Here is a 12318-nt window from a genome sequence, read left to right as displayed (position 1 = left end):
CCCCGGATGCCGGGGCGTACCGCTTACTTGTGGCGATCCGCCGCACCTTCCAGTTTCTGGCCGCCGCGCTGGATATCCTGGCCGAGTCCGGCCATGGTATTGCAGCCAGCCAGCAAGGTCGCGAACAGTACGCACCAGATCCAACCTTTCTTCACGCCGGGCTCCTTTCAGTCATGGTCATTTCGCGGCAGATTTTACCGCCAGTGGCCGTGCGCATCACGTGTGATGTGTCGCAATTTGTAAATCGTACTGGGCTGGGAGGCGCATGGACGCTCGCCGCTGGCGTCATCCCGCCGGCCCGAGCAGTTCCCGCGCGCGCTGCTGGATGGCCCAGTGCGTCTGCGCGAGCCAGTTGGCCGGGAATGGCTGCGCCAGCAGGTAGCCCTGGATGCTGTGGCACCCCCAGGCATGCACCTGTTCCAGCTGCTTGCGCGTTTCCACGCCCTTCGCACAAACCATGACGCCCGCCTTGCGCGCCACCGTGCACGCGTCGCGCAGCCCTGCCGCGGCGTTGGCGGGCTGGTCGGCATGCCCGAGGCTGCGCACGTCCAGCGTGACCCGGTCGGGACGCAACCAGGCAAAGGTCTCCAGGCTTTCCGGCCGGCCGTCGAAGTCGCTGAGCGACAGTTGCAGGCCGCGCTGGCGCAAGGCTTCGAAACTTCCGATCAGTTCCGGGTCGTCCGGCAGGTTGGTGGAGGGCACTTCGATGCAGAGCCGCTCCGGCGCGACGGCACCAGCATCAAGCGTTCGCGCAAGCGCATCGACCATTTCAAGCTGATGCAGCTGCGCACTCGATGCCAGCAGGGTGAACTGCAGCGGCCCGACATCTTCGGCTGCGCGTGCCAGCGGCGCCAGGCTGCCGAGCAGCCAGTTGCCGACCGGGCCCATCAGGCCCAAGCCTTCGAGCGCGGGCAGGAAGTCCTGCGGCGCAACCCGCCCGAGCGCGGGATGGCGCCAGCGCAGGCGGACCGAATAGCCGCTGATGCGGGCGCCGGCGAAATCGGCGCGCGGCTGGAGGTGCAAGCTCAGTTCGCCGCGCTCAAGCGCCTGGGGCAGCGCGGCGAGCATCTGGTCCGCGGCGGGCGTGCCGGCACGCATGGCGCTGGCCAACCCGTCGCCGCCTTGGCGGCAGATCCGCAGCATGGCGTCAAACGCGTGCTGCAGGCTGCGTTCGGCGGCCACGTCGGGATGGTCGAGCGACATGCCGATGCTGCAGGACAGGAACAGCTCGAAGCCGTCCAGCGTGAAGGGTCGGCCCAGCTCGTCGGCCATGCGTTGTCCGAGCCGTGCCGGGTCTTGCGTCGCCGCCGGCAATGGCGTCACCACCGCCAGGTCCGCGGGCCCGAGCCAGTACATGCGCGCGTCCGGCAGCAGCAATCGCGCGAGCCGCGCCTGGACGAGTTGGCGCAGATGCGCAGCCCGCCGGGGGCCCGCGGATTCGCACGCGCTGGCAAAGCGGTCCAGTCGAATGACGAGGATGACCAACGGTGCGCCAGCGAAAGTGGCGCGGCAATTCCCCAGCGCGGCCACGAAGGCGGCCGGCTGGACCATGTCATATGCGTTTCCGGCACGTTGACCGGCGCTGTCGTCGGCGTCGTCTTGGTGCATGCAATCTCTCTTGCAGGCAAGGCCGGCAAGATGCCGGCTACTGTCCACACTTCCCCGTTCTGTCGTTGTGATCGTATTTTGCCACTGCGATTGCACGTTGCCGTGCAGGCAGTATCGCGGTGTCCGATGTGGCGCAACTACGATCATACGGCAGGCAGGGCGGCAGGAGAGCGCCGTCGGCATCGAGCCGGTGCGCGGTACGCCGGCCTTGACAGCCGCCCGAATTGCCGATGCGCGGGAAAGACGACGAAGGGCGGTGCCGGAATCAGCCCGTGGTTTCGTCTTCTGGTCCTTCCGATGCCGCTACGCGCGAGGCCAGGACCTTATCGATGCGCTTGCCGTCCATATCAAGGATCTCGAAGCGCCAGTCTCCCCACTGGACACTGTCCGCGGTCTGGGGCAACCGGCCAAGCAGCAGCAGGAGCATGCCGGAGAGCGTGTGATAGCGCTCTTTCTCTTCCTCGGGGACCTGGCGCAGGCCGATGCGATCCTTCAGTTCGGGAATCGGGATCAGGCCGTCGAGCAGCCAGGAGCCGTCTTCGCGCTGGATGGCCCATTCCTCGTCCGCGCTGTCCGGCTTGAACTCGCCGGTGATGGCTTCGATCAGGTCCTGCAGCGTGACCAGGCCCAGCACTTCGCCGTACTCGTCGATGACGAAGGCGATCTGGCCGCCCGAGCCGCGGAAGTTTTCCAGCAGCTCCATGCCCGTGACGCTCTCCGGCACGAACACCGCCGGCTGCACCGCGGCCATCAGGTCGGCTTCTTCGCCGCGCAGGCGGCGGGCCAGCAACTGGCGCGCGCTCACCACGCCGACGATGTCATGCATGCCGCCACGCACGACCGGAAAGCGGGAATGATCCGATTCCTCGATACGCTTGAGGTTCTCATCCAGCGGCACTTCCACGTCGAGATACACCACGTCTCCGCGCGGCACCATCAGCGAAGCGAGTTGCCGGTCATCGAGGCGGAACACGTTGCGCACCATGGTGTGCTCGTGCTGCTCGATGATGCCGGCCTCGGAGCCCTCGACCAGCAGCGCGTGAATTTCTTCTTCGGTCACGCCGGGGCCGCGGTTTGTGTTGACGCCGAGTAGGCGCAGCACCAGACGCGTGGATCCCGACAGCAACTTGACGAACGGCGTGCTGGCCACGGCGAGCCAGGAGATCGGGCGCGCCGCCAGCCGGGCGATGGTCTCCGGCGCCATCTGGCCCAGGCGCTTGGGCACCAGTTCGCCCAGCACGATCGAGAAATAGGTCAGGCCGGCCACTACGATGGCTGTTGCCACATAGCCGGCCGTGGTCTGCGGCAGCCCAAGCCCCTGAAGCCACACGCCCAGCGGTTGTGCCAGGGTCGATTCGCCCACTACGCCGTTGAGCACGCCGATCGAGGTGATCCCGATCTGAACGGTCGACAGGAACCGCGTCGGGTCTTCGCCAAGCTTGATGGCTTCAATGGCTCCGCGGTCGCCTTCTTCCACCTGGCGCTGCAGCCGGGCCCGGCGTGCGGTGACCAGCGCGATCTCGGACATGGCGAACAGACCGTTGAGCAGAATCAGCGCCAGCAGTATGGCAATTTCCATCAGGGTGCGCGCCCTTTGCGCGCGGGGGTTAAAAGATCAAGCATACCATTCGCCTGTTACACCTTGTCGTGGTGTGCAGAATAGGGCGCAAACTGAGGTAAGGTGAATGCGCGTCATTACCTCTCAGGTAGTCGCACGCCTGCGCGGCACATGCTGTAATACGTCACATGGAAACCCTGACGCCCGGCTCCGAGACCGCTCTCGATTTTCCCGACCTGCTGCGCTACTGGCGCGGCAGGCGCGGCTACAGCCAGCTCGCGCTGTCGCTGGCGGCGGGCGTGTCGCAGCGGCACATCAGCTTTCTCGAGTCCGGCCGTTCCCGGCCAAGCCGCGAGATGGTGCTGGCGCTGGCCGAACGGCTCGGCGTACCGCTGCGCCAGCGCAACCGCATGCTGCTGGCGGGTGGCTTTGCGCCGGCTTACAGCGAGTACAAGCTGGTGTCTCCGCCGCTGCAGATGGTGCAGCAGGCCATTTCGCTGATCCTTGCCAAGCAGGAGCCGTTCCCGGCAGTGGTGCTCGACCGCTTCTGGAATCTTATCGACGCCAACGCCGCCTACCGCCGCATGCTCGAAGTGCTGCTTGATGATGGCCGCGTGCCCGCCGCACTCGGAGACGGTGGGGGCCGCATCAACCTGATGCTGACGGTGTTTGATCCTAATGGCTTGTGGCCTGTGATCGAGAACGCGCGGCAGGTCGGCCGCTACCTGCTGAGGCGTGTCTGGCAGGAACTCCAGGTTCAGGCGAACGATGAGATCGCGCGGGAGATCTTCGCGCGGATTGCAGTCTGGCATCCCGACATGGTGGGGGCCGGCGGCGTGCAGTTGCCCGATGACGAGGCGACGGACGGTCCGCCGCCGCCGGTGCTGCCGGTCACACTGCGCGCCGGTGCGTTCCGCGCCTCGCTGTTTTCCACCATCACCACACTCGGCATTCCACAGGACGTCACCCTGCAGGAAATGCGCATCGAGTGCTTCTTCCCGGCCGACGATGCCACGCGCGAGGTCTTCGAGGCGCTGGCGCACGATCCTTCTCCGGCTCCTCAGAAGCGGTAACGCACGTACACGGTACTGAAGGCCGTGCCCGGGTTAGGTTGCTTGATGCCGGCATTCGAGATGTGCTGGTAGCGATAGCCCACGGTGAATTGCTGTGCCTTGCCAAACGCCACGCCCAGGCCTGCCATGTCCGAGAACTGGAAGGCGGTCGAATAGTTGTGGTCGTCGGAGGTTCGGGTTTCGCTGATCAGCCGCACGCCCACGGACAATTCCAGGAAAGGCACCCAGCTGTAGCGCCTCCAGGCCAGCCTTACCACCGGAGAGGCGCCAAACTCCCACGGATTGCGGGGGTTGTTGCTGCTGGTGCTGTGCCAGCGCGCAACATTTACCTCCCATTGCAGGTCGAGCAACCAGCCTTCCGGGTTGCCCCAGGCATAGCCCGAGTCCCAGAGGAATGCCACGTCCACTTTCTGAATATCGTGGCTGGTGTCGATGCCATAGCCAATCTGGACGGCGGGAATCGGCGGGGCCGCCTGAGCCAGGCTGGGTCCGAAGGTCACGGCAGACAGCACCGTGGCCAGTGCAGCCTGCCGGATGCCCATGCCCCGGCATCGCTTGCGGCGCATGGTTTGTTGGGCGGAACAGCCAGGCCGGTCTTCGGGCATCGGTCGCATAGCAGGTTGGCTCGTTGTTTTAGGAGGGCGGGCTCCGGGGGCGTGCTCAGTCCCTTTTTCATCACACCTGAACTAGTTGTAGTACACGACGGGCCACCTTGCGCGCTAAGAAAATCGAACACGCGTGCTAAGATCCGCCGGCCGGCACTTTTCGCACGTGGCCCGTCGAGGGATTTGCGCGAGTTGCCGGCACCGTTACGTCTTCAGGGCGGGGTGAAACTCCCCACCGGCGGTATGCCGCAGCGTGCGTTTCCGTACGATGCAGCGAGCCCGCGAGCGCCTGCACATGCCGTGCAGGGTCAGCAGACCTGGTGCGATGCCAGGGCCGACGGTCATAGTCCGGATGAAAGAAGATGGGCGGAAGCTTGCCTGGCAACCTCGGTTGCAGGGCATGGATGCCGCTCGCCGCGGTCGGACATCGACGTCCGGCGTACGGTGTTGCGCCTTCATGCAATGCGCTCGTGCGGTTGCCTGCGCGCTTTCGTTGATCCTCCCCTGAAACGCCCACTGATCAGCTAGCAAGGAGCGTTTCATGCCAAGCCTTTCCCACGAATCCGATTCCATCACGCTCGCAGCCGATGCCGACGAGCGCCCGTTAGCCCTGCGTATCGCGCAAGCACTCGATGCCATGCGTGAAGGGCGTCCCGTCGTGCTGCTCGACGATGACGACCGCGAAAACGAAGCCGACCTTATCCTGGCCGCGGAATGCCTGACGCCATCCAACATGGCGATGATGATCCGCGAATGCAGCGGCATCGTGTGCCTGTGCCTGACGACCGACAAGGTGCGCCAGCTCGGCCTGCGTCCCATGGTGGAAAACAACCGCAGCCAGTATGGAACGGCGTTCACCGTATCGATCGAAGCGCGCGAGGGTGTGACCACTGGCGTGAGCGCGGTGGACCGCATCACCACGATCCGTGCGGCGATTGCGAAGGATGCGGGCACCGATGCTGTCGTCAGCCCCGGGCATGTGTTCCCGCTGGTCGCGGTCGACGGCGGGGTGCTGGTGCGCCGGGGGCACACCGAAGGTTCGGTCGAACTCGCGCGGATGGCCGGACTGTCGCCGGCCGCGGTGCTTTGCGAGCTGATGAATCCCGACGGCACCATGGCGCGCCGTCCGGAAGCGTTGTCGTTTGCCGAGATGTACCGTCTGCCGATCCTGACCATCGCCGATCTCGTGGCGTGGCGCGAAATCCACGGCTGAATTGTGCTGCTCGGGTCGGCAAGTGCGGCTGCCTATGCGACAATGCGGCTCGCTTTTTCCCGTCAATTCGAGGGCGATTCAATGCTTCTCCGCATATTTCGATGCGCCGCTGTACTCTACGGCTGCGCCATTAGCGTGGCCGCTCACGCCGAACCCGTAGCTGGCTTCGACAATCGGCCTGCCGCTGCCGCAGGGCTGTACGAGTGCCAGCAACCGTCGGGTACTACCGTTTTCCGCTCCACGCCGCGCGAAGGGTGCGCGGTGCTTGCCGCGCCCGATCCCGCGGCGCCGGACCCGCAGCGTTGGCTTCCGCTTATGGGTGCCAACGGCGTGATTTCGTATTTCGATCAGGTCGCCGTCAAGCGTGCGGGACCCGAAGTCGGTGTGGTCGTCATGCGCAATGCGCCGTCGGGCGTGATCCGTACCACGAGCGGTGAACCGATCCGGTCATCGCTGAAGCGCATGGTGCTCAACTGCGCCTCGTCGATGGTCGCCGTGGTCGAGCAGACGCTCTACACGAAGCGCTTCGGAAAGGGCGAGGCGCTTTACACCATCCGCTCGCCGCAGTTGTCGCGCTTCCACCCGGCGGCCAGCGGCTCGGTGGCCGCCGAGCTACTCCGGAGGCTGTGCCGCTGAGGCGGCAGCAGACCGTCAATCAGCGACTTGCCGTGATTTCCACTGGCCGTCCTTCTGCTTGCAGAACCAGCCGCTCCAGTGCTCCTCGGCGCTGCCGCGCTTGAGGTCGGTCTTGAGGCGGCGGCACGACTGTCCCTGGTCGGTCTTGGTGGTGACCGGCGTCAGCGTGCCATCCACCGGCAGGCGCTTGCCGGTGGCCGGAAACTCCCACGAAACCGATTGACCGTCCGCGGTATCGTTCAGCGCCTTGCGGACGGACTTTGCGAAAGACGCGGCTTCATCCTTGCTCATCTTGCCAATGATGGTGCCGGACAGGTAACTGTCGAAATATGCCCGGGCGGGAGTGGTCACGGCGAACATCAGCGTGGCACCCAATGCGCTGGCCAGGGCAACGGTAGAGAGGCGTCGGGCTTGCCGAGACAGCATGATGATTCCTTTTCGGTACGTGGTACTTTGAAAGCGGCGGTCAGCCGCCGCAGGCAAGTGCATTGTAAGAACCCGATTCACAAAGAGGAAGGGGAGGGGTTTCCGGACTCCACCCTGGTGCGACTGGCCACGGACGGCGCCTTTCGCGTCGCATGCGTCATGGTGCGGTTGACAGGCGATTTGCACTGGCCTAGCGTTGATTGGCCACTGATGCTTGCCGCAACGCCATCCGCATCGACAGGCAGCGGGGCACAACGCGAAATCACCGCGAGAGGAGTCCCCATGAAGCTGCGCCACCTTACCCTCGGCCTGGCGCTCGCCGCCGCATTCGGCGTCGTGCACGCCCAGTCGCCCGCCAAGGGCGGCAAGTTCGATCCCTATACGGATGGTGCGAAGGCCGGCAAGTTCGACACCTATACCGACGGTGCCAAGACAGGCAAATTTGATCCCTATACCGAAGGCGCCAAGTCCGACAATATGACGTCGTTGGCCCCGGGTGCGCGCACCGATCAGCTTGAGCCGATCCAGGGTGCTCAGCGCGTCGGCAAGTCTGATCCGTACACGGATGGTGCGAAGGCCGGCAAATTCGATACCTATACCGACGGGGCGAAGCAAGGCAAATTCGACACCTATACCGACGGGGCGAAGCAATAGCGTTTCGTCGCCAGCCGGGACCCTAGGCGCGCGAACTGTGTCGTGACGTGGCCGCGCGTCGACACAGGCGTCCGCTGCAAAGGTATAAAGCGCCTTTGCGGCGGCGTGGGTTTCATTTTGTTTCAAACCTTGCGTGATCGAAACGTGACTTCGCGGTCTCGAATTGTTAAGGTTTGTCGCATATCGCAATCCAGCGACACCGGGCCAGCAGGCTCGGTTTTTTCGCGCCTCGGGCCCGACATGGCCTCGCCAGGTCCGTCTTGCTTGTTGGGCCGCTGCGCTGTCCCCCAAGTCGTCCGTCGTGCCGGCCGCGAGCGCCGGTCGCACCGTCCACGCTTCCAATCTGGGCATTCATGTCATCAAACACCTCGCCACGCCTGTCCGAACCATCGCCCGCACGGTCATTTGTCCGTGTCCGCAGCCAAGGGGTGTCGGGCACGGCGCGTGTACGGATGGCCCGATGGCTGGGTGGCGGTGCGCTTGCCGTGCTTGCCATGGCGGCACACGCATTCGATTTCGATACCGTGGCCGCACGGGCACGGCAGCTGGCGGCCTCTCCGTACAAGGCGCCGGCGCAGAATCTGCCGCGCGAATTGCGCGAGCTGTCGTTCGAGCAGTACCGCGAGATCGAATACAAGCCTGAGCGCTTTGCGTGGCGCAACGCGCGCCTGCCGTTCGAGCTGTCGTTCTTCCACGAAGGCATGGTGTTCGACCAGCCTGTGCGCATCCACGAGGTGGTCAGCGGCAACGTGCGCGAGTTTCGGTTCGACCCGGCGGCATTCAACTACGGACCGCACAAGGTCGATGCTGCGCGGCTGAAGAACCTCGGCTTTGCCGGCTTCCGCGTGCTGTACCCGCTCAACCAGGGCAAGCGCAAGGATGAACTGGCCTCCTTCCTTGGTGCGAGCTACTTCCGCGCATTGGGCAAGGACCAGTGGTACGGGTTGTCGGCGCGCGGACTCGCCGTCGATACCGCGCTCAATTCCGGCGAGGAATTTCCGCGTTTCGTCGAATACTGGATCGAGCGGCCTTCCGCATCGGACAAGCAGTTGACGATCTATGCGCTGATGGATTCGCGCCGCGTGAGCGGCGCCTATCGCTTCGTCATCAAGCCCGGCGAAGAGACGTCGATGGAGGTCAAGTCGCGCCTGTTCCTGCGCGAAAACGTGACAAAGCTCGGCCTGGCGCCGCTGACCAGCATGTACCTGTTCGGCGAGAACCAGCCGTCGACCGATGCCGATTTCAGGCCGGAAGTGCACGACTCTGACGGACTCTCCATCCATCTGGGCACGGGGGAATGGGTATGGCGTCCGCTGGTCAACCCGAAGCGGCTGCTGGTGACGTCGTTTGCCGCGACCAATCCGCAGGGCTTCGGGCTGATGCAGCGTGACCGCAGCTTTAACAACTACCAGGAAATCGGCGCATGGTATGAGCGTCGGCCGAGCGGCTGGGTAGAGCCGCGCGGAAACTGGGGTTCCGGCCGCGTGGAACTGGTCCAGATCCCGACCCCTGACGAAACCAACGACAACATCGTCGCGTACTGGGTGCCCGACAACCCGCCCAAGCCCAAGCAGCCGTTCGACTACGAGTACCGGCTGATGTGGCAGAAGGATGGCGAACAGATGCCGCCGCTGTCGTGGGTCACGCAGACGCGCATGGGGCAGGGCGTCACGCGCAACAAGGAAGACACCAGCTTCTCGCTGGTGGTGGATTTCGAAGGCCCGGCGTTCCGCAAGTTGCCGGCCGATGTGCGCATCGATCCGGTGGTGTCGGCCGACGCCAATGCCGAACTTCTGAAAACGTCAGTGCAGCGTAACGACGCCACTGGCGGCTGGCGCATGACCATGGTGATGCGCCGCAAGGATGCCAACAAGCCGGTTGAGTTGCGCGGCTATCTTCGCAACGGCAATACAACCTTATCCGAGACGTGGAGCTACATCTTACCCCCAGGCTAAAGCAGCGACCGGCCCAGGCGGCGGCATGCGAGCGCTATGTCGACCGCCTGCCCGTATCGTCTGAACTGCGCAGCGAACTGCTGGCCGATCCGTCCATGCCCGCTTCTGCGGGGATCTCGATCGACCCCCGCGATGCCCAAGCGGCCATCGAGCAGTTGCAGTCCAGGCTGTCGGCACGCGAGCCGGCAAAAGGCGAAACCCCCGAGCCCGGTGGCTCGACCTACGGTTCGGTGGGACGGCGGTTCTCGCTGGCCTACGGCAATCCGCAAGTTGCCGGGGAACCGTTGCTGAAGCGCCGGCCCGACGGCACCGTGCATGTCGACACCGGGCCGGAACCGCAGCGCAGTTCCATGGTGCCGCGCCAGTGGCCGCCGCATATCGTCACCGGCTGGGTGCGCAACACCTGGCGCCGCATGCTGGGGCGCCCGCCCGTGCCCGAAACCTGGGACACGCTGCATGATGGCCCGGATGCCGAAGGCAAATGGCATCCCGCTGGTTCGCACCGGCGCTGGTTTCTGCTGGGGCTGGTGGTGGCGCAGACCACGCTGGCCACCTACTTCATGACCAAGGTGTTGCCGTACCACGGCGCCGACCTGCTCGAGATCGCGATCCTGGTCCTGTTCGCGGTGCTGTTTTCGTGGGTATCCGCCGGCTTCTGGACGGCCATGATGGGCTTCCTGGTGCTGGCAAAGGGCGGCGACCGGCATCTGATTTCGCGCTCGGCCGCACCGGATGCGCCCTTGGCGCCCGATGCGCGCACAGCGGTCATCATGCCGATCTGCAATGAGGACGTGACTCGCGTCTTCGCCGGCCTGCGCGCGACCTACGAATCGCTTGGGCGAACCGGTCATCTTGCCAACTTCGATTTCATTGTCCTGTCCGACAGTGGCAACCCGGACCTGCGCACCGCGGAGGTCGATGCGTGGATGGAAGTGTGCCGCGCGGTAGGCGGTTTCGGCCGGATTTTCTACCGCTGGCGCCGCCACCGGGTCAAGCGCAAGACCGGTAACGTAGCCGACTTCTGCCGCCGTTGGGGCAGCAAGTACCGCTACATGGTGGTGCTCGACGCCGACAGCGTGATGAGCGGCGATTGCCTGGCTACGCTGGTGCGGCTCATGGAGGCCAACCCGGGCGCGGGCATCATCCAGACCTCGCCGCTGGCCGTGGGGCGCGAAACGCTCTATGCGCGCGTCCAGCAGTTCGCCACGCGCGTGTACGGCCCGCTGTTCACGGCAGGCCTGCATTACTGGCAGCTCGGCGAATCGCACTACTGGGGCCATAACGCAATCATCCGCGTCAAGCCGTTCATGGAACACTGCGCGCTGGCACCGTTGCCGGGCCGCGGGCCGTTGTCAGGCGAGATCCTGTCGCACGATTTTGTCGAAGCCGCGCTGATGCGCCGTGCCGGTTGGGGCGTGTGGATCGCGTATGACCTGCACGGTTCGTACGAGGAACTGCCGCCGAACCTGCTCGACGAGGTCAAGCGCGACCGCCGCTGGTGCCAGGGCAACTTGATGAATTTCCGGCTGTGGCTGAAGCAGGGCTTCCACATGGTGCACCGCGCGGTGTTCCTGACGGGGATCATGGCCTATCTCTCGGCGCCGCTCTGGTTCTTGTTCCTGCTGTTGTCGACGGCCATGCTGGCCCGGCATGCGCTGGTGCCGCCCGAGTATTTCACGCAGCCGTACCAGTTGTTCCCGACCTGGCCCGAATGGCATCCCGAGAAGGCGCTTGCGCTGTTCTCCGCGACGGCGACGCTGCTGTTCCTGCCCAAGGTGGCCAGCGTACTGCTGCTGGTGCGCCAGGCGCGCCAGTATGGCGGCTTGCCCAGGCTCGTAATGAGCATGCTGATCGAAGTCGTGCTGTCCGCGTTGCTGGCTCCGACCCGCATGCTGTTCCACACCAAGTTCGTGATCGCGGCTTACAGCGGATGGGGGATTTCGTGGAAATCGCCGCCGCGCGAGGACGCGGAAACGACCTGGGGCGAAGCTGTGCGCCGGCATGGTTCCCACACGCTGCTGGGCCTGGCATGGGGCGCGCTGGTGTACTGGCTGAATCCGTCCTTTGTATTGTGGCTGTTGCCGATCGTCGGCTCGCTGGCTTTGTCGATTCCGCTGTCGGTCATGTTGTCGCGGGTATCGTTCGGCCGCGCTTCGCGTGAAGCAGGTCTGTTCATGATTCCCGAGGAAGCTCTGCCGCCGCGGGAAATTGTCGAAACCCAGCAGCACGTGGAGCAGGCCACCGAGACGCCGAATTTTGTCGACGCCGTAGTCGACCCGGTCACCAATGCCCTGATGTGCGCCACGGCTTCGGCGCGTGTCGTACAGCCGGCATCGGCTAAGGAGCGCCACGCCGCGCTGGTGCAGCACGCGTTGACCGGCGGCCCGCGCGCGCTGACGGCCTCGCAGCGCCATATCCTGCTGGGAGATCCGTTCGCGCTGTCAAAGCTGCATGAGCTTGTGTGGGGATCGCCGCTTGCTGACGCGGGATGGAAGAATATCCGCCTGCTGGTGCGGCGCGCGCCCAACGTCTTGCCGCTGCGCCCCCGCGTCGCCTGACAGAGGAGCGCGGCGCTGCCGCGCCCCTCGGG

The 12318-nt window shown here is 65.0% G+C and carries 11 protein-coding genes and 1 riboswitch; of the genes, 6 read left to right on the top strand and 5 right to left on the bottom strand.

Annotated elements, in window-relative coordinates:
• Positions 1 to 23 precede the first annotated feature (23 nt).
• The 3 genes from ACIGJG_RS29375 to ACIGJG_RS29365 all read right to left on the bottom strand — a co-directional run bounded on the left by ACIGJG_RS29375 (position 24) and on the right by ACIGJG_RS29365 (position 3187).
• Positions 24 to 155 carry an entericidin A/B family lipoprotein gene (locus ACIGJG_RS29375; protein ID WP_041680161.1) on the bottom strand — a complete coding sequence of 44 codons (132 nt, stop codon included), beginning with the start codon at positions 153 to 155 and terminating at the stop codon, positions 24 to 26.
• A gap of 130 nt (positions 156 to 285) precedes the next feature.
• Entirely contained in the window at positions 286 to 1608 is a 1323-nt protein-coding gene (locus ACIGJG_RS29370; RefSeq protein WP_483673588.1) for an EAL domain-containing protein, read from the bottom strand.
• Between the two features lie 265 nt (positions 1609 to 1873).
• Positions 1874 to 3187 (bottom strand): hemolysin family protein, encoded by a 1314-nt coding sequence (locus tag ACIGJG_RS29365; protein WP_011300149.1) that lies wholly within the window; start codon positions 3185 to 3187, stop codon positions 1874 to 1876.
• A gap of 167 nt (positions 3188 to 3354) precedes the next feature.
• Between ACIGJG_RS29365 and ACIGJG_RS29360 the strand changes: the two genes are divergently transcribed.
• Positions 3355 to 4239, top strand: coding sequence for a helix-turn-helix domain-containing protein (locus ACIGJG_RS29360; RefSeq protein WP_483673587.1), 885 nt, complete (start codon positions 3355 to 3357; stop codon positions 4237 to 4239).
• Here ACIGJG_RS29360 and ACIGJG_RS29355 read toward each other — a convergent pair.
• Positions 4227 to 4805, bottom strand: a complete 579-nt coding sequence (locus ACIGJG_RS29355; RefSeq protein ID WP_483673586.1) for an acyloxyacyl hydrolase — start codon at positions 4803 to 4805, stop codon at positions 4227 to 4229. The genes ACIGJG_RS29360 and ACIGJG_RS29355 overlap by 13 nt on opposite strands.
• A gap of 243 nt (positions 4806 to 5048) precedes the next feature.
• Positions 5049 to 5212, top strand: a riboswitch (FMN riboswitch).
• 173 nt (positions 5213 to 5385) lie between these two features.
• Here ACIGJG_RS29355 and ribB point away from each other — a divergent pair.
• On the top strand, positions 5386 to 6057 hold the full coding sequence (ribB, locus tag ACIGJG_RS29350; RefSeq protein ID WP_011300152.1) for a 3,4-dihydroxy-2-butanone-4-phosphate synthase: 672 nt from the start codon (positions 5386 to 5388) through the stop codon (positions 6055 to 6057).
• Positions 6058 to 6138: 81 nt separating this feature from the next.
• Positions 6139 to 6693 (top strand): surface-adhesin E family protein, encoded by a 555-nt coding sequence (locus tag ACIGJG_RS29345; protein WP_483673585.1) that lies wholly within the window; start codon positions 6139 to 6141, stop codon positions 6691 to 6693.
• Between the two features lie 15 nt (positions 6694 to 6708).
• On the opposite strand, the gene ACIGJG_RS29340 is transcribed toward ACIGJG_RS29345, so the two are convergent.
• Positions 6709 to 7119 (bottom strand): RT0821/Lpp0805 family surface protein, encoded by a 411-nt coding sequence (locus ACIGJG_RS29340; RefSeq protein WP_011300154.1) that lies wholly within the window; start codon positions 7117 to 7119, stop codon positions 6709 to 6711.
• A 282-nt stretch (positions 7120 to 7401) separates the two neighbouring features.
• Between ACIGJG_RS29340 and ACIGJG_RS29335 the strand changes: the two genes are divergently transcribed.
• From ACIGJG_RS29335 to mdoH, 3 genes are all read left to right on the top strand, one after another.
• Positions 7402 to 7773, top strand: a complete 372-nt coding sequence (locus ACIGJG_RS29335; RefSeq protein ID WP_011300155.1) for a hypothetical protein — start codon at positions 7402 to 7404, stop codon at positions 7771 to 7773.
• Positions 7774 to 8126: 353 nt separating this feature from the next.
• Positions 8127 to 9728: a glucan biosynthesis protein G gene (locus ACIGJG_RS29330; protein WP_011300156.1), complete on the top strand. Its 1602-nt coding sequence runs from the start codon at positions 8127 to 8129 to the stop codon at positions 9726 to 9728.
• The gene (mdoH, locus tag ACIGJG_RS29325; protein WP_140950410.1) at positions 9701 to 12286 is read left to right on the top strand and encodes a glucans biosynthesis glucosyltransferase MdoH; all 2586 of its coding nucleotides are present in this window, start codon (positions 9701 to 9703) and stop codon (positions 12284 to 12286) included. The genes ACIGJG_RS29330 and mdoH overlap by 28 nt, the downstream gene beginning before the upstream one ends.
• Positions 12287 to 12318: the final 32 nt, after the last annotated feature.

The organism is Cupriavidus sp. C1SS-2L (assembly GCF_057073735.1).
The sequence above is the reverse complement of the archived record's forward strand: the minus strand, read 5'-3'. Positions and strand labels throughout refer to the sequence as shown.